This is a genomic window from Streptomyces sp. NPDC059224, from assembly GCF_042754285.1.
GTDB lineage: Bacteria > Actinomycetota > Actinomycetes > Streptomycetales > Streptomycetaceae > Streptomyces.
This window is the reverse complement of the sequence record NZ_JBHZAN010000008.1, coordinates 18,454-36,221: the sequence shown is the minus strand read 5'-3', so window position 1 is coordinate 36,221 and position 17,768 is coordinate 18,454. Positions and strand designations below refer to the sequence as shown.

Sequence of the window (17,768 nt, the reverse complement as noted above, 5' to 3'; positions counted from 1 at the left end):
GGTTACCGCATCGCCCTGCGGAGCGCCCGCGTCAGGACGGGCGGCAGCAGGTCCACCGCCACCCGCCGCACCCGGCTGCGCCGCCGGACCCCCGTCACCGCCGCGGAAACCGGCTCGGGCACCGGCGGCGCCCCCGGCACGTCCGCGTAGCGGGACCCGGGAAACTCCGGCCCCCGCATCCCCTTCGACTTCAGCCGTATGATCCGGTGCCCGGCGGCCTCCTGCACGCTCAGACGGCAGTCGCTCCGCCCCCGCGCCATCTCGATCAGCTCCTCCCGTACCGGCCGCGGGTCGCCCCACGTCCCGTACAGCTTCTGCGTGCTGATGCAGACGGGGCGCAGCCCGCGGTTGAGTACCGCCTCCCACGCCGCTATGGAGACCCCGGGGGTGTGCTCGGAGCGGAAGTCGTCGAGGACCACGATCCCGTCCGGCAGCAGCAGATCGCGGGCGGTCCCTATGTCGTCGTGCACGTGCTCGTACAGGTGCGAGGCGTCGATGTGCACGAACCGGCAACTGCCGGGCTCCACTTCGCCGCGGACGAGCGAGCTGGGGCCCTGGAGCACGCGGGGCAGCTCGTCGTGGAAGGCGAGGTAGTTCTCCTCGAAGAGATGCCGGGTCAGCTTGGCGTAGGACTTCGTCGACTCGGCCCGGTTGGCCGCGTCCGGCGCGTCGCCCTCGAACAGGTCGCAGACCGTGTAGGTCTCGCCGGGCCGGCGGTGCCGCCCCGTGAAGATCGCGCTCTTGCCCAGGTAGACGCCGACCTCCAGCAGGTCGCCGCCGACGCCGGAGTCTTCCTGGCGGTCGAGGAACCAGTCGAACAGCATCTGGTCGAGCACCGGGAACCAGCCCGGGACGTCGTCGAGGCGGCGGGGCGGTCGGGTCGTTTCCTGGGTGGTGGCCATGCGGAGGAGGCACTCCCTCGGGACGGAGGTCTGTGGGAAACCTGCGGAAAACCTGTGCGGCGCAAGGTCTCAAGGTGCCTGCCCGCCGCACCGCTCCGAAACCCAAGGAGAAATGAACGGCGGGCCAACATCGCATGGTTGACGGGATGTGAATGGGAGGGGAACTAGGAGTTTTTCAGGGACCTTTTCAATCTCGGTCCGAACCGGTTCTCGACCTGCCGGTTGATCAGCCAGGCCAGGCCCAGCATGGAGAGGACCGTCAGTGCCAGCGTGGCCCACGGCGGCACCCCCCAGCCCCGGTGCAGCACCCGGATCACGAACCAGCCCAGGTGCTCGTGGACCAGGTAGAACGGGTACGTGAGCGCTCCGGCCGTGGTCAGCCAGGACCAGGTCGCCCGGCGCGTCCAGCCCGCCGCCACGGCCGCAACGGCGGCGAACGCGAAGGTGATCACGGCCATCGCCACGTACGGGTTCCGGGGGGCGCCGTGGTGCCACAGGCCCTCGGTGGTCAGCCGCATCCCGAGGATCCAGGAGCACGCCACGATGGACCAGGACAGCGGCCGGCTGCCGAAGCGGTGGACCAGGTAGAGGGCCAGCCCTCCGATGAAGTACGGGGCGTACTCCGGCATCACGACCAGGTCGGTCCAGGGGCCGCCGGCGGCGGTGGACAGGACGGTCGCCAGGGTCCAGACCGAGCAGAACAGCACGACCCGGCGGTAGGTGACGCCCGGCAGGACGACGGTCAGCGCGAACAGCGCGTAGAACCGCACCTCGACCCAGAGCGTCCAGCAGACGCCCAGCACGCGCGGCACGCCCATCGGCTGCTGGAGCATGGTGAGGTTGACCAGGAACTCGTCGGCGCGCACCGGGTGCACGACGGCGGGCAGCAGCACGGACGCGCCGGTGACCAGCGCCAGCGCGACCCAGTAGGCGGGGTAGAGGCGGGCGACACGGGAGCGGAAGAAGTCGCCGAGGGACCGGCCCCAGCTGCTCATGCAGATCACGAAGCCGCTGATCACGAAGAAGAACTCGACGCCGAGACAGCCGTACACGGCCGCCTTGTGGAGGGTCGGGAAGATCTGGCCGGGGTTCTGGTGCCAGGACGCGGAGACGACTCCGCCGCGGCCGGTGTAGTGGTACAGGCAGACCATCAGGGCGGCCAGGAGCCGCAGTCCGTCGAGGGCCTGGAGTCGGGGGCGGGGCCGTGCGGGCGGAGCCGTGACGGCCGGGATTGTCGCAGGCGGGGGCGCCAGAGTGGAGGTCACGGGGGGCATGGTCCGGGGAGCTTACCCGGACCTGGGCAGTTAATCATCAGATCTGTTTCGCAAGACCCCGGTAAGAGTGGGGTACAAGTCCTGCACCTGGGCGAATCACAGGATCGACTTGGTTGACAGCCCAATGATTCCCTCGGGCGTCCCGACTTGTTAACCCTATGGTCGTTTTAGCTTCCTAGTTTCTCCATCCACCCCCTAGGTGCGGGTAAACCCATCACACGCAGCAGTTAAACCCAAGCTTCGCTTGGCAAAATCAGGAGAGCTATGACGAGGGTCCAGAACAGGCGGGCACCTGCACGCGGAGGGGATCTCGACGAGTGCCTGCACGCCTGCGCCGTGCACAGCGGCAAACTCGTCGGCAGCCTCGACCGTCGTCGCGGCGAACTCGCCGAGCAGCTGCGCAAGCTGCTCGTGGTGGTGGCCACCGAGGGCACCACCACCCCCGCGCCGGCCCCGGCCGGTGGCGCCACCGCTCTCCTCAAGCGAGCCGTCAAGGGCGCCGCGACCCCGTCCGGCGGTATCAACAACGACCTGCTGGACGCCCTGCTCGCCGTCGCCAACAAGGCCCTGGAGTGCGGCTACGGCGACGAGTTGAACCTGGCCCTGGTCATCAGCGACACCGTGCTCGCCCAGCGCAGGAACTCCCGGGCCGGCTGGCGGCTGCGTGCCCGCATCCTGGAGGGCCTGGGCGAGGAGAGCGAGGCCGTGGAGGCCTACGAGCGCTACCTCGAACTCACCAAGGACGACGGCTTTGGTGTCGCCAACCGGATCAGCGGCATGCGCCGCGCCGGTGAGCGCGAGAACGAGCTCCTCGCCCTCCTCGGACGCCAGGTGCCGGCCGCCGCCGAGTACCGGCGCGAGCCCGCCACCGCCGTCTGGGCCGAGGGCCTCGCCCTCCAGGCCGCCGGCGACTGGAAGTCCGCCGAGCCCCGCCTGGTCGGCGCCCTGCTGGCCCTCGCCGAGGACGAGGCCCCGGTCGACGACCGCCAGGAGCTGCTCAGCCAGTACCTGGACCTGCGGATCGCCGAGGGCAACGACCCCGGTCTCGCCGAGGCAGTCGCGCTCTACTCCGAGCAGCGCCGCAACCGGATGCGCGGCCCGGTCGGCAACCCGACCTTCGACGGTGTGCAGTGGATCACCCTCGGGGAGTTCCGCAACCAGATCGCCGGCAAGTCGATCTGCCTGATCGCCAACTCGGGCCGGGTGGGCATGAGCGGCATGGGCAGGGAGATCGACGACTACGACCTGGTCGTGCGCTTCAACTCGTACAAGATCGACCCGAAGCACACCGGCGAGCGCACCGACATCCACGTCAGCATCCACAAGCACGCCTTCAACTGGGAGAAGCCGGTGACCACCCGGCTGATCTTCGGCGGCGTCTCCGGTGACTGGAAGCACTCGCTGCGCAACAAGCTGGTGCCCGGTGCCCAGAAGTACCTGGGCGACGAGTCGCTGCGCTGGCCGATGCGGAACATCGGGCAGATCGGCGCCGACGCCTGGTCGGGCATCCCGACCTCCGGCTTCAACATGCTCTGGCTGCTGGACTTCCTCGACGTCAGCCCGACCCTGGACCTGATCGGGTTCGACTTCTACGAGAGCGGCGCCTACCGCGTGCAGGAGGCCATGAAGCTGGCCATCACCTCCGTGCACGAATACACCAGCGAGAAGGACTGGGTCATGCAGCGGGCCCAGGGCGTGAGCGACATGAGGATCTCCCTGCGATGACGACGACCTTCACCCCGGCGATACCGAACACCAACGCGAGCGCCCTCACCAAGAAGCGCCGGATCGCGTTCGCGTCCTACGTGGACGAGAACTACCTCCCCGGCTTCCTGGTGCTGCTGCGCAGCCTCGCGCTGTCCAACCCGGGCGTCTGCGAGGACTTCGTCGTGCTCTACGACGACCTGCGCCCGGCCTCCGTCGCGAAGATCCGCGCCCTGCACCCGCGCATCGTGCTCCAGCGGGTCAACGACACGCACTACGACTCGTACGTCAAGGGCGACCAGGACAACTACCTGGTCCGCAAGGCGTACTTCATCCTCGACGTCTTCCGGCTGCGCGAGTACGACACGATCATCACCCTGGACACCGACATGGTGGTCCTCGGCGGTCTCGGCGAGCTCCTGGAGCTGCGCGAGGGCCTCGCGGCCGTACCGCAGTTCTTCTACGGGCAGCACAAGCTGAACTCCGGTCTTCTGGTGATCCAGAAGGAGTACCTCTCCGACGAGTTCTGCGCGAAGATCGACAAGACCGGCCGCAACGGCGAGTACGAGCTGGACAAGCACGACCAGGGCATCCTGAACGCCGTCCTGGACGGCGACTTCGTCCGCCTCGACGCCAAGTACAACTTCGTCAAGCGGCGGCTCTCCGGCGACCTCCCGGTCCCGGAGGAGACGAAGATCCTGCACTTCACCGGACGGCACAAGCCCTGGCAGGGCGGTGAGTCCGGCTACGCGCAGGCCGAGGACCGCTGGCGCGAGTTCGACATGAACGACGCCGACTTCCACGCGGCGTACTTCGCCTCCTCCGGAGGTCTCCACCACGACCTGGTCGTCCACTTCGGCGCCCCGCACGTCAAGCGCACCGGTGACGTCGAGATCGCCCGCAAGGTGGCCGCCGCGCACATCGCGGCCGGCGACTACCAGGACGCCGTCGACGTCCTCGGCTCCGTCCGCATCCCCCTGGACGAGGCCTGGCCGCACGAGGTGCTCGGGCACGCCCTGATGAGCGTCTCCCGCTACGACGAGGCCAAGACCCAGCTGCTGCTCGCCTCCGCCGCCCCCAACCGGGCCGCGACCGCCTTCTCCCGGCTCGCCCAGATGGCCTGGGTGCACGGCGACAACACCGAGGCCCTGCGGTACGCCACCGCCGGCCTCACCGTCGACCCCACGCACCGCTCCAGCCGCCTGTGGGCCCAGCGCGCGGCGGCCGTCCCCTCCCAGGAGCAGGGCAGCGCCGAGGACCAGCTGGCGCACGTCGCGTTCTACATGGACCGGCAGGGCAACGCGGGCGACAAGCTGCTCCCGGAGACCGTCCGGCTCGGCTTCGGTCCGGACACCACCTCCCGCCGCTGGCACTCGGTGCACGCCCACCGCTACTTCGACCAGGCCGCCCTGGAGCGGGTCAACGCCCGCCGGGGTCTGGTCATCGGCGGCGGCGGCCTGTTCATCCCGGACACCATGCCCAACGGCAACAGCGCCTGGCAGTGGAACGTCCCGGACGAGCACCTGCGCGCCATCGACGTCCCGATCATGATCTACGCGGTCGGCTTCAACGCCTTCGACGGCCAGTCCTACCGGGCCACCCGGTTCAACGAGAGCCTGCGGCTGCTGGTCGAGAAGTCGTCCTTCTTCGGCCTGCGCAACCACGGCTCCATCGCCAAGGTCCGCGGCATGCTCCCGCCGGAGCTCCAGGACAAGGTCGTCTTCCAGCCCTGCCCCACCACGGTCATGCGCCAGCTGGTGCCCGGCTGGACCGACCCGTCGTACCGCGAGGACACGGTGATGCTCAACGCGGCCTACGACCGCGCGGGTCTGCGCTTCGGCCACGACTACGGGCACTTCCTCGCCCAGATGGCCAAGGCCGTCCGCAGGATCGGCGCGCACACCGAGGTCAAGTGCGTCGCGCACTCGCTGGACGACGAGAAGATCGCCTTCGACCTGCGCCGCGAGCACGGCATCTCGCTGCCGGTGATCCCGATGTACGACTTCTCCAACGACGAGATCCGTGAGACGTACGCCAAGACCCGCCTGGTCATCGGCATGCGCGGGCACGCCGGCATGATCCCGTTCGGGGTCGGCACGCCCATCGTCTCGCTGATCTCGCACCCGAAGATGGCGTACTTCCTCGACGACATCGAGCGGCCCGAGTGGGGTGTCTCGGTGCACGAGCGCGACCTCGGCGACATCCTCACCGAGCGCGCGATCGGCATCCTCGACAACCACAGCCGTACGGTCGCCGACGTGCACGACCGGCAGCAGCAGCTGTGGAAGGTCACCGAGGAGAACGCGGCCACGATCAAGAAGATCCTGGGCCGATAGCCCGAAGGGGCGGGCCCGTATCGGGCCCGCCCCCAGGGCAGCGCCCCAAGGGGGCGCGGGCTGTATTGCAGATGCGGCTGCCGCCGCGCGGCCGCGACCAGCCACGACGGCGCCGCAGACGAGTGACTCGGCGCCACCGGCGGAGCTACCGCCGCACGACCCGCCGCAGATTGCGCGCCTTGCGGGCCATCCGCCGCACCGTCGCGTTGCGCGGCAGGAAGCCCAGCTGGGCCGGGAGCCCGCCGGGCAGCGCGAGCGAGGTCAGGCGCTTGCGCTTGAAGTAGCGGATGGTCGTGTCGTTGAGGTGCTTGGTGAGGTAGCGCTCGGTCTCCCCGCGCAGCTGCGGGTGGATCTTCGGCTGCATCGCGAACCCCACCGCGCGCAGCAGCTCGGTGAGTTCCCCGACGGTCAGCAGCGCGCGCTGCTCCTCGACGGCCTTGCGGTCGGTGAGCGAGGGCAGCAGCGCGTCGACGACGGTGACCGGGACCCGGTTGCTGTTCTCGTAGGGGATGAGCCTGTCCAGGAGCGTGTCGGTGCCGATCCGGGCGGTCGGCAGGCCGTACAGCGCGGACGCGGTGAGCAGCGCGGTGGAGAAGCAGCCGACGACCAGCGCGGGGCGCATCCTCTGGTACAGCACCTCGGCGAGGACCGTGGTGTCCAGCACGGTGAGGTCGACCTCGAGCTTCTCGGCCTCCTGCTCCAGGGTGTGCACGAAGCGGGCCGGGGCGGAGGGGTGCGGCTTGAACACGACCTTGGTGTGGCCGAGTTCGACGGCACCCTTCAGCATCCGCACATGCAGGTCCTCCTCCTGTTCGGGGGAGAGGACACCGATGGCGGAGAGGTACTGGCCGAGCAGCATGGCCGGTTCCTCGATCTGCGGCAACTCGTCGCCGCTGGGCGCCAGTTCGGCCAGCACCTTGGTGAAGGCCGCGGTCGGTACGACCTCGCCCGGGACACCGAACTCGGTGAGCAGCATGGGCTTCAGGCCGGGCACCAGGTCGAGGTGGAGGACCCGGTCCACCCGGGTGCCGACCAGCGGATCGATCTTGTTGCGGGTCGGTCCGTAGCTCATCAGGCCGTCGGCGTAGACCGTGACCGGGGCGCCGGTGAACATCTGGGTGAGGCTCAGCGAGGGGTTGACCTGGATGGACTCGACGGCGAGTTCCACGTCGTCGTCACCGAGTCGCCACTCGTGGCGCAGGAAGCGTTCCCACAGGGGGAGGTCCTCGATGCGCGGGGCCCAGCCGCCCGGGTGGAACGGGAAGATCGTCTCGTTGTACGAGATCATGTCGTCGAAGCGGTCGCGCAGCCGCTCGAAGCCCGGCGCCTCGTCCAGGCCCGGGGTGGTCTCCGGGGTGGCCGCGTTGTTGCAGACCAGCAGGATGCGCCGGTCGGCCGGGCGGAAGGCGCCGGAGTCCAGGGCGGCGGCGAGGGTGGCCGTGCCGTAGAGGGTGGACGCCTGGAAGATCTGGGTGGTCACGCGGCGGCCCCCGCGGGAGCGGGACGGCGGCGCAGCCGGCGCAGCTTGGTGGCGCGCTGGAGGTCCATGGAGTCCAGGGCCTCGTCCAGTACGTCCTGCGGCATGCGCCGCAGCGCGGCGGCACTCATGGATTTCAGCTTCTTCGCCACCGCGGGCTCGAACCTTTCGATGGATCCCAGGTGATGGGAAATGATGGCGCAGTAGGTCCGGACGGCCTTCGGCAGGAGTTCCTTCGCGTCGGCGTCCTGTGCAGTTTCCTCGATCACCTGGTCGAACGCGCGAATGAAATCGAGCTGACGGACGTCGCCGATCTGCGTGAGTGACGAGGCTACGCCACGCCGATAAAAGACGCCGAGCAGGTTCACCGCCGCGAAGGACTCGGCCTCCCGGTGCAGCTTCCAGATCCACGGCCGGTCCTCGGCCGTGCGCAGCCCGTCCGTGAAGTGGACGAGGCCCTTGTCCACCAGGCGGCGGTGGTAGACCCCGGCCCACGCGTACGCGTAGTCGACGGAGGTCGTCTTGTCGGTCGGCAGGATCGCCTCCCGCGGGTTGAGCACCACGTCGCGCCGGCCGACCGGCACCCTGTGCACGGCGCGTGCGCGGGCGGTGCACTGCACATGGTCGGTGCGGACGAAGTCGCAGCCCAGGGCCTCGACGGCATCCACCAACTGCGGGTAGTAGCCCGGTGCGAGCCAGTCGTCGCCGTCCAGGAAGGTGACGTACTCGCCGCGCGCTCTGTCGATGCCGGTGTTGCGCGCGGTGGCCAGCCCCCCGTTCAGCTCGTGTCTGACACGGACCGCGCCTGGCAGCTCGCGCTCGGCTCGCGCGAGAATCTCTGGTGTCCCGTCGGTCGAACAGTCGTCGACGAGAATGAATTCGAAGTCCTCACGCGCGTTCGCGCGCAGGCTCCTCAGGGTGTCGGGCGCGTATTGCTGCACGTTGTAGAACGGCACGATGACGGAGAGCTTGACCACGTGGTGGACGTTAGAGGGGCGCCCGTCATCCGTCCTGACCGCTGTCTTGACATCAGGTGAACGACATGTGTCGAAGCTATGAATCAGGGCTTTTTGGATCCTTATCCCGGGCTGATTCGCCATTCGGCGGTGTGTTGTTAACCCTTTGTTGGATTCGGGTTCGGGAGATCCTCGGAATGGCTTCCTAGCGTCTTCGGTGTGCCAGCAAGTGCAACGAAGTCCCTGCGGGTGGCCGTCCTGGCGGATTCCGATACTCGGTGGAAGTGGGGGGCGCTCACCGCGAAGCGCCTGATCCCCGACGAAAGCGACTGTCCGGACGTCCGGCTCGACGGTTACCTCCTGCGGGGCCGTGCCACCCCCACCGCCCGCCAGCTCCAGGAAGTCGGCGTCCACGCGGACTCGCTCCGCGAAGTGACGGCCGTCGAGTTCCTGCGTGCCATGGAAGCCGGGCCCTCGGGCACGGAAGCCGGCCCCGAGGGCCCGGAGTCGTACGACCTGCTCGTGCTCTCCCTCGTCGGCGGCGGGGTGCAGGCGATGCTGCACGGGCTGCGGAGCGTCTTCGCCGGCCGCGCGAAGCGGCCCGTCGTCGTCACCGGCTACGTCGGCGTCGTCTACGAGAAGCTCGCCGACGGCCTGCTGCTGCGGCACGGCGCGGACCTGGTCCTCGCCAACTCCCGCCAGGACGCGGACCGGTTCCGGGCCGTGTACGAGGGGGTCGGCGCCGACTCCTCCGCGGTGACCGAGGTCGCGCTGCCGTTCCTCGGCGGCGAGCCCTACGAGGGCGAACACGAGCCCTGCACCGTGGTGTTCGCGGCCCAGCCCTCGGTCCCGGAGAGCCGCAAGGACCGTACGTACCTGCTCGACCGACTCATCCAGCACGCCCGTCGGCACCCCGAGCGGGAGGTGCTGCTCAAGCTGCGCTCCAAGCCCGGCGAGCACACCACCCACATCGAGGAACTGCCGTACCAGAAGCTGGTCCAGGGCAAGGACGTGCCCGCCAACTTCCGCCTGGTGTACGGGCACATGGGCGAGGTGCTCGACCGCACGGACCTTCTCGTCACCATCAGTTCGACGGCCGCTCTGGAAGCCCTGCACCGGCGGATCCCCACGGTGATCCTCAGCGACCTCGGGGTCCGCGAGACGCTCGGCAACCACCACTTCGTCGGCTCCGGCTGCCTCGCCTCCTGGGACCAGCTCGACGCCGGACACCGCCCGGTGCCCGACGCCGAGTGGGTCTCACGGCAGGGCGTGGCGGCCGACGGCTCCTACGCCACCGCGTTCGACGCCGGCCGCGAGCGGATCGCCAAGCTGCTCGCCCGGCCCGGCGGCCTGCCGCCCCTGAACCCGTACTACACACCCGAGACCGCGCCCGGTTACCTGCCCGGCATCCTGGCCCGCCACCACCTCGGCCCGGACGGCGTGCCGCTGCCCGGTGCGCCCGCGGCCGACAAGGCACCGGGTCCCGTCCGCCAGATCGTGCGCCGGGCCGCACGCGGCGCCTACCGCCACGGCGTCCAGCGGGTGGCCCCGGTGATCCGACGAATGGGAGAGCTGTGAGCGACCGGATCCCGAACCAGGCGTCACCGGCGCCTGACGGACTTGAAGGAACAGAGCCGATGCCCCACCCCGAGACGGCCGTCGTACCCCGGGTACTGGCCGTGATCCCCGCGCGCGGCGGCTCCAAGGGCGTGCCCGCGAAGAACCTCCTCCCGGTCGGCGGCGTCCCGCTGGTCGCCCGTGCCGTGCGCGAGTGCCGCGCCTCCCGGCTGGTGACCGACGTCGTCGTCTCCACGGACGACCAGGCGATCGCCGCGGCCGCCCGGTCCGCCGGCGCCGAGGTGGTGCTGCGCCCCGCCGCCATCGCCGGTGACACCGCCACCTCCGAGGCCGCCGTCCTGCACGCCATGGACGCCCACGAGGCGCTGCACGGCGCCCCGGTCGACGTGGTGCTGCTCGTGCAGTGCACCAGCCCGTTCATCATCCGTGAGGACGTCGACGGGGTGGCCGGCGCGATCGTCGAGAACGGCGCCGACACGGCCCTGACCGTGGCGCCCTTCCACGGCTTCGTGTGGCGTGACGAGGTGGACGCCCCGGTACCGGTCGGTGCCGACGCGGCCGCCGCCGGCGGCGGCTTCGGCGTCAACCACGACAAGTCGTTCCGCCCCCGCCGCCAGGACCGCCCCCAGGACTTCCTGGAGACCGGCGCCGCCTACGCGATGCGCGCCGACGGTTTCCGCGAGCACCGGCACCGCTTCTTCGGCCGGACCGAGCTGGTGCGCACCGACCCGGCCCGCGTCCTGGAGATCGACGACCCGCACGACCTGGCCCGCGCCCGCGCGCTGGCCGGCCTCTTCGACGCGGACCGCCCCGGTTCGCTGCCGACCGCCGACGACATCGACGCGGTCGTACTGGACTTCGACGGCACCCAGACCGACGACCGGGTGCTGATCGACGCCGATGGAAAGGAGTTCGTCTCCGTGCACCGCGGCGACGGACTCGGCATCGCCGCCCTGCGAAAGAGCGGGCTCAGGATGCTGGTCCTCTCCACGGAGCAGAACCCGGTCGTCGCCGCCCGGGCCCGGAAGCTGCAGATCCCGGTCCTGCACGGCATCGACCGCAAGGACCTCGCCCTCAAGCAGTGGTGCGAGGAGCAGGGCATCGCTCCCGAGCGCGTGCTCTACGTCGGAAACGACGTCAATGACCTCCCGTGCTTCGCCCTCGTGGGCTGGCCCGTGGCGGTCGCGAGCGCCCACGACGTCGTACGCGGCGCCGCACGCGCGGTCACCACCGTCCCGGGTGGCGACGGCGCGATCCGAGAGATCGCCAGCTGGATCCTCGGCCCCTCTCTCGATTCCCTCCCGAAGTAAGGACACCCCACAGTCATGAGCAACTCCCGTCTGCGCCAGTTCGGTTCCCGTGAGGTCGGCCCCGGTCAGCCCGTCTACATCTGCGGCGAGATCGGCATCAACCACAACGGTGAGCTGGAGAACGCCTTCAAGCTGATCGACGTCGCCGCCGAGGCCGGCTGTGACGCCGTCAAGTTCCAGAAGCGCACCCCGGAGATCTGCACCCCGCGCGACCAGTGGGACATCGAGCGTGACACCCCCTGGGGCCGCATGACCTACATCGACTACCGCCACCGCGTGGAGTTCGGTGAGGACGAGTACCGCCAGATCGACGAGTACTGCAAGACCAAGAACATCGCCTGGTTCGCCTCCCCGTGGGACACCGAGGCCGTCGCCTTCCTGGAGAAGTTCGACGTCCCGGCCCACAAGGTCGCCTCCGCTTCCCTGACGGACGACGAGCTCCTGAAGGCGCTGCGCGCCACCGGCCGCTCGGTCATCCTCTCCACCGGCATGTCCACCCCGAAGCAGATCCGCCACGCGGTCGAGGTCCTCGGCTCGGACAACATCCTGCTCTGCCACGCCACCTCCACCTACCCGGCGAAGGCCGAGGAGCTCAACCTCCGCGTGATCAACACGCTGGAGAAGGAGTACCCGAACGTCCCGATCGGCTACTCCGGCCACGAGACGGGCCTGCAGACCACCCTCGCCGCGGTCGCCCTCGGCGCCACCTTCGTCGAGCGCCACATCACCCTGGACCGCGCGATGTGGGGCTCCGACCAGGCCGCCTCCGTCGAGCCGCAGGGCCTCGTCCGCCTGGTCCGCGACATCCGCACCATCTCGGCCTCCCTCGGTGACGGCGTCAAGAAGGTCTACGACTCCGAGCTCGGCCCGATGAAGAAGCTGCGCCGTGTCCCCGGTGTCGTCGCCGAGGCGGAGATCGCCGCGGCCGCCGGCGAGCCGGTCCAGGTCTGACACCGCTGAATCCCTGAAGTTACGTCTGTTGTGTTACGACGACGGGACGGTCGTACGTCGATGAGCCTCCGCGCCGGGAACCCCGGCCCCCCCACACTCGCGTTCGTCGAGAGTCCGGTGCAGCTGCTGAACGTGCTGGAGTGGGCGCATGTCCACGCCCTGCGCGGGGCGGTGGACCCGTTGCCGACGGTGCCCCCGCAGGCCCGCCGCGCATCGGTCGCCATATCGGCGGCGGCACCCGGGGCGGAACTCACGATCGTCGTCCTGTCCCCGACGGACCCCATGACCCGGGGCCAGCTGCGCCGTATGGCGGACCTGGCCCGGGACGAGGGCTACCGGGTCCGCTGGGAGGAAGCACGGGGCGGCACCGCCGCCCCCTTCCAGACGATCGGCGGCCTGGCGGGCTCGCTCCGCCGGGCCGACCGCATCGTGATGGGCGACCCCTTCTCCCGCTACGTACAGCTCCTGCTGACGATCACCCGCGCCCGTGACCTGGTCGTCGTCGACGACGGCACGGCGACGATGGAGTTCGTCGCCCAGCTGGCGCGCGGCGAACGCCTGGTCCGCTGGCACCGCAAGGGCGGCCGCCCGGGCGCCCGGGACCTGCTCTTCGCCCCGGTCTCCTCCTCCGCGCGCCGCCGCCTCACGCCCAGCGACCGCCGCCACGTGGAGGTCTTCTCCTCCATGCCGGTGACGGAGACCCCGGCGGGCGTGACGGTCACCGCGAACGACTTCGGCTGGACCCGCGCCCGCTTCGGCCCGCCGCGCATCACCAAGGGCGCCGACATGGTCGGCACCTCGCTGGTGGAGACCGGCGTAGTGGACGGCGACCGCTATCTGGAGGCCGTCCGGTCCCTGGCGAAGACCCACGGCGCGACCCGCTACTTCGCCCACCGCCGGGAGAGCACGGACAAGCTGCACCGCCTCGCGGCCGAGACGGGGCTGGAGATAGTCCGCCCGGACCTCCCGCTCGAACTGATCGCCCGCCGCGGCCCGATCGGCCGTACGATCCTGAGCTTCCCCTCGACGGTCGTCCACACCCTCCCACTGGCCCTGGCCGGCACGGGCGTCCGGGTCGCCGTCTGCGACATCGACCCGGCGTGGCTGACGGACAACGCGTCGCCGCGCGCCCAGGGGTTCCTCTCCGGGGTCACCGGCACGGCGAAGGACGTCCACCGCCTGACGACGGTGGCGAGCCCGGCATAACCCTCGGCCGGACAGCGGGACCCTGGACGTGGAGCGGGCCGTGCGTGGACGGCACCTGGAAGCGATCGGCCGGTGACCGCCTCACGCGCGGGGCCCTCCCCACAGCCCCGGCCCCGCGCGGAGCCGGTCGCGCACGGCCGCGGTCTCCTCGTCCGTCCGGGCGTCCTCGCCGCCGGCCGCTGCCCCGGGCGGAGAGCTCGACCCACTGCCCCGCGACGCCCCAATCGAGAGCTTCCTCTCTCTTCCGGTCCCTTCCGGTCCCTTCCGGTCGAGCTCCCGGCCGTCGCGGTCGCCGCGTTCCTGCAGCGCCTCGACACCGCGCAACGAGAGGAGTCCGCCCGTGTCGCCGAGGACGGGTCCACCGGGGGCACCGCCCGCGCCGGGCCGCCGGACCGGCGTCAGGTCCCCTCTCCGCCGGGGATGGCGAGACGGTGGGGCCGGCGTACTTCCGGTGACACCCGCCGGCGGAGCGGCCCGGCAGGTGTCCACCCGGCCGTCGTGGGAAGTCGGGGTGCGGAGGCTGCCGCGTTCGGTGGTGGCGCGGACGGAGGGCTGGATCGCGTGCGTACCGTCGGAGTGGAGGAGGAGCTTCTGCTCGTCGACCCGGACTCGGGGGAGCCCAAGGCGTCGGCGGCCGCGGTGCTGGCCCGGGCCGCGCTGGCGGATCCGGGGCAGGACGTTTTCGAGAAGGAGCTCTACGGCCAGATGCTGGAGTTCGCCACCCAGCCGCAGTCGCGGATGACGGAGCTCGGCGAGGAGATCGTGCGGTGCCGCAAGGAGGCCGCCCGGCTCGCCGGGGAGCTCGGGTGCGCGGTGGCCGCACTGGCCAGCTCGCCGCTGCCGGTCAGTCCCTCCGTCAGCGTCAACCGGCGCTACCAGTGGATGACCGAGCAGTACGGGATCGCCACCCGGGAGCAACTGGTCTGCGGGTGCCATGTGCACGTGTCCGTGGAGTCGGACGAGGAGGGGGTCGGCGTCCTGGACCGGGTGCGGGCCTGGCTGCCGGTGCTGGTCGCCGTCAGCGCCAATTCACCCTTCTGGCAGGGCCGGGACTCCGGGTACGCCAGCTACCGCAGCCGGGTGTGGGCGCGCTGGCCGTCCGCCGGGCCCACGGAACTGTTCGGCTCCGCGGACCGGTACCACCGGCTGGTCGCGGACATGGTCGCCACCGGCGTCATCCTGGACGAGGGCATGGTCTACTTCGACGCCCGGCTCGCCCGGAGCTATCCGACCGTGGAGATCCGGGTCGCCGACGTGTGCCTGCGCGCCGGGACCGCCGTGCTCGTGGCCACCTTCGCCCGTGCCCTCGTGGAGACCGCCGCGCGGGAGTGGCGGGCCGGGCGGGAACCCGTCGACCACGGGGTGGGGCCGGCCCGCCTGGCCGGCTGGCGGGCCGCCCGCTCGGGCCTCGGCGGTGAACTGCTGGACCCCGTCACCCTGCGGCCCCGGGCGGCGCAGGAGGTACTGGACGCCCTGCTGGCGCACACCCGGGACGCCCTCGCGGACAGCGGCGACCTGGCGATGGCGGAAGAGGGCGTCCAGCGGCTGCTGCGGGACGGCAACGGCGCCGACGAGCAGCGGCGGCTGCTGGCGGACACCGACAGCCTGCGGGACGTCGTCACCGAGTCCGTGCGCCGTACTCAGATCGCGCAGATCTGATGCCCCCGGCCGCCGCGCCCCGGTGCCGTCAGGGCTTGCGGGCCAGGACGAACGCCCGGGGCCGTTTCTCCCCGTCGAGCGGCTCACGGATCAGGGTGGCCGCCACCTCCAGGCCCGCCTTGACGAGCATGTCGCTCACCGCGTAGGCGGGGCGCCAGTAGTAGCGGAGGTCGATCTCGTGGCCGAAGCGTTCGGTGAGGTGGAGGCCGGGCCGCTCGTCCTTCTGGAAGGCCAGCAGGACATGGCCGCCGGAAACCAGGACGCGGTGGAAGCCGGCGAAGGTCGCCGGGAGGTGGGCGTCGGGGATGTGGATGATCGAGTAGAGGGCGAGGATGCCGCCCAGGGTCGCGTCGGGCAGGTCCAGGGACGTCATCGAGCCCCGGTGGAAGCGCAGCGCGGGGTACGCCTCCCGGGCCAGGGTGATCATGGCGGGGGAGAGGTCGATGCCGAAGGCCGGTACTCCCAGTTCGTGCAGGTGGGCGGTGATGTGGCCGGGGCCGCTGCCCAGGTCGGCCACGGGGGCGGTGCCGTTCGCCTTCACCAGTTGGGCGAACGCTCCGATCAGGGACATGTCCACCGGCCGTTCGGGGCGGCCGGGGTAGGCGGCGGAGTACTCCTTGGCGATCGTGTCGTAGGACGTACGGGTGGTTTCTATGAAGTCGGTCGTCTCCGGGTCCGTCACGGTCGCGCACGCTACCGGGCAGGCGTGGCCGGGGGTGACGAAGTAGCCGTTCCGGGCCCGGGGCCGTTCCGGAAGATGGACAGAAACGGCGTGATTGCCGTCCGGCGTGGTATCCGTGGAAGAGGAAACATAGGTTTTACCCAGCCACGTCCGAGGTCATGCCATCGCGGTCAGATTTTCTTCCCCTAACGGGCTGAACTTTTGTTGATCTCGGGGCAGTTGACCCCCCGGGCGTCCTACCCTTCAGAGGGTGAACCAATTGATGTCCCTAGAGTCCGAGGCCGACCTCCCAGGGGATGTGCTCCCCGGTGTGCTCAGCGAGGAGCTGCACGCCGAACTCGTAGCCTTCCGGCGCGACCTGCATATGCACCCCGAGCTAGGCAACCAGGAGTTCCGCACCACGGCCGCGATCAAGGAACGGCTGGAAAAGGCCGGTCTGAGGCCGCGGGTGCTCTCTATGGGAACCGGGCTCATCTGTGACATCGGGCCCGTGGCGGACGGGCTGCCCGTGCTCGCCCTGCGCGCCGACATCGACGCCCTGCCCATCCCGGACATGAAGACCGAGTGCGCCTACCGGTCCACCGTGCCGGACCGGGCGCACGCGTGCGGGCACGACGTGCACACGGCCGTGGTGCTGGGCGCCGGGCTCGTCCTCGCCGAGATGCACGAGCGGGGGCTGCTGCCGCGGCCCGTACGGCTGCTCTTCCAGCCCGCCGAGGAGGTGCTGCCCGGCGGTGCCGCCGACGCCATCGCCTCCGGGGTGCTGGACGGCGTGGGGCGGATCATCGCCGTGCACTGCGACCCCCGGGTGGACGCCGGGCGCATCGGACTCAGGACCGGCGCCATCACCAGTGCCTGCGACCGCATCGAGGTGGCGCTGGACGGGCCCGGCGGCCACACGGCCCGGCCGCATCTGACCACCGACATGGTCACCGCCGCCGCCCGGGTCGCCGTCGATGTGCCGGCGCTCATCGCGCGGCGCGTGGACAGCCGCAGCGGGCTCGCCGTGACCTGGGGGCGGATCGAGTCCGGGCACGCGCCCAACGTCATCCCCCAGCACGCCGAGCTCTCCGGGACCGTGCGGTGCCTGGACCTGGAGGCCTGGCGGCAGGCGCCGGACGTGGTGCACGCGGCGATCGACGAGGTCGCGACCCTGCACCGGGCCAAGTCCGAGATCAACTACGTGCGCGGGGTGCCGCCGGTCGTCAACGACCCGGTGGTCACCGAACTGCTGAGGGACGCGATGACCGCCCGGCGCGGCACCGACTCCATCGAGACCACCGAGCAGAGCCTCGGCGGCGAGGACTTCTCCTGGTACCTGGAGCACGTGCCGGGCGCGCTGGCGCGGCTCGGGGTGCGGACGCCCGGCGAGCGGACCGTGCGCGACCTCCACCAGGGCGACTTCGACGCCGACGAGCGGGCCATCACGGTCGGGGTGGAGCTGTTCACGGCCGCCGCCCTCCTCGACGCGACCCGGTAGGTGCGGCGGAACCCGGCGCGAACGGTCAGCCGGCCGCAGGGGACGAAGGCACCCGACAGGTACTCCTTCGTCCCCTTGTGTCACCCCGGCGTAACCGGCGGTCCCTCCCTGTAACCCGGGGTCGGCACGGTTCGATAACGGCCGTGAGAAACACCGTTCCCCTTGCCTTCTACGCGCGTTACTGTGCGCCGGAATCGCCACCACAGGTGGCCGATTGGGGAAGCGGGCCGGTGACGGTGCCGTGGGGACGAAG

13 protein-coding genes are annotated in these 17,768 nt (G+C 70.7%); 8 read left to right on the top strand and 5 right to left on the bottom strand.

Annotated features, from left to right (window positions below; translation table 11 throughout):
• Window positions 1–2 precede the first annotated feature (2 nt).
• Window positions 3–902, bottom strand: coding sequence for a class I SAM-dependent methyltransferase (locus tag ACFXI4_RS10285; RefSeq protein WP_384989286.1), 900 nt, complete (start codon window positions 900–902; stop codon window positions 3–5).
• A 164-nt stretch (window positions 903–1,066) separates the two neighbouring features.
• On the bottom strand, window positions 1,067–2,176 hold the full coding sequence (locus tag ACFXI4_RS10280; RefSeq protein ID WP_384989285.1) for an acyltransferase family protein: 1,110 nt from the start codon (window positions 2,174–2,176) through the stop codon (window positions 1,067–1,069).
• A 264-nt stretch (window positions 2,177–2,440) separates the two neighbouring features.
• Between ACFXI4_RS10280 and ACFXI4_RS10275 the strand changes: the two genes are divergently transcribed.
• Both ACFXI4_RS10275 and ACFXI4_RS10270 read left to right on the top strand, forming a co-directional pair.
• Window positions 2,441–3,901 carry a glycosyltransferase family 29 protein gene (locus ACFXI4_RS10275; RefSeq protein ID WP_384989283.1) on the top strand — a complete coding sequence of 487 codons (1,461 nt, stop codon included), beginning with the start codon at window positions 2,441–2,443 and terminating at the stop codon, window positions 3,899–3,901.
• Window positions 3,898–6,216, top strand: a complete 2,319-nt coding sequence (locus tag ACFXI4_RS10270; RefSeq protein ID WP_384989282.1) for a glycosyltransferase — start codon at window positions 3,898–3,900, stop codon at window positions 6,214–6,216. The genes ACFXI4_RS10275 and ACFXI4_RS10270 overlap by 4 nt, the downstream gene beginning before the upstream one ends.
• 145 nt (window positions 6,217–6,361) lie before the next feature.
• On the opposite strand, the gene ACFXI4_RS10265 is transcribed toward ACFXI4_RS10270, so the two are convergent.
• The gene (locus ACFXI4_RS10265; RefSeq protein ID WP_362728726.1) at window positions 6,362–7,696 is read right to left on the bottom strand and encodes a polysialyltransferase family glycosyltransferase; all 1,335 of its coding nucleotides are present in this window, start codon (window positions 7,694–7,696) and stop codon (window positions 6,362–6,364) included.
• Window positions 7,693–8,670: a glycosyltransferase family 2 protein gene (locus ACFXI4_RS10260; protein WP_362728728.1), complete on the bottom strand. Its 978-nt coding sequence runs from the start codon at window positions 8,668–8,670 to the stop codon at window positions 7,693–7,695. Before ACFXI4_RS10260 ends, ACFXI4_RS10265 begins: the two co-directional genes overlap by 4 nt.
• A gap of 198 nt (window positions 8,671–8,868) precedes the next feature.
• On the opposite strand from ACFXI4_RS10260, the gene ACFXI4_RS10255 reads away from it, so the two are divergent.
• From ACFXI4_RS10255 to ACFXI4_RS10235, 5 genes are all read left to right on the top strand, one after another.
• Window positions 8,869–10,227 carry a DUF6716 putative glycosyltransferase gene (locus ACFXI4_RS10255; RefSeq protein WP_384989280.1) on the top strand — a complete coding sequence of 453 codons (1,359 nt, stop codon included), beginning with the start codon at window positions 8,869–8,871 and terminating at the stop codon, window positions 10,225–10,227.
• A gap of 59 nt (window positions 10,228–10,286) precedes the next feature.
• Window positions 10,287–11,537: a cytidylyltransferase domain-containing protein gene (locus ACFXI4_RS10250; protein ID WP_384989278.1), complete on the top strand. Its 1,251-nt coding sequence runs from the start codon at window positions 10,287–10,289 to the stop codon at window positions 11,535–11,537.
• A 15-nt stretch (window positions 11,538–11,552) separates the two neighbouring features.
• A complete protein-coding gene (locus ACFXI4_RS10245; RefSeq protein ID WP_362730934.1) occupies window positions 11,553–12,488 on the top strand; it encodes an N-acetylneuraminate synthase family protein in 936 nt (311 codons plus the stop codon).
• 60 nt (window positions 12,489–12,548) lie between these two features.
• Window positions 12,549–13,694 (top strand): hypothetical protein, encoded by a 1,146-nt coding sequence (locus ACFXI4_RS10240; protein WP_384989276.1) that lies wholly within the window; start codon window positions 12,549–12,551, stop codon window positions 13,692–13,694.
• 561 nt (window positions 13,695–14,255) lie between these two features.
• Window positions 14,256–15,353 carry a glutamate--cysteine ligase gene (locus ACFXI4_RS10235; protein ID WP_384989275.1) on the top strand — a complete coding sequence of 366 codons (1,098 nt, stop codon included), beginning with the start codon at window positions 14,256–14,258 and terminating at the stop codon, window positions 15,351–15,353.
• 28 nt (window positions 15,354–15,381) lie between these two features.
• Here the strand turns inward: ACFXI4_RS10235 and ACFXI4_RS10230 are convergent, their stop codons facing one another.
• Entirely contained in the window at window positions 15,382–16,035 is a 654-nt protein-coding gene (locus tag ACFXI4_RS10230) for a class I SAM-dependent DNA methyltransferase (protein WP_384989273.1), read from the bottom strand.
• A gap of 262 nt (window positions 16,036–16,297) precedes the next feature.
• Between ACFXI4_RS10230 and ACFXI4_RS10225 the strand changes: the two genes are divergently transcribed.
• Window positions 16,298–17,515 (top strand): amidohydrolase, encoded by a 1,218-nt coding sequence (locus ACFXI4_RS10225; protein WP_384989271.1) that lies wholly within the window; start codon window positions 16,298–16,300, stop codon window positions 17,513–17,515.
• Window positions 17,516–17,768: the final 253 nt, after the last annotated feature.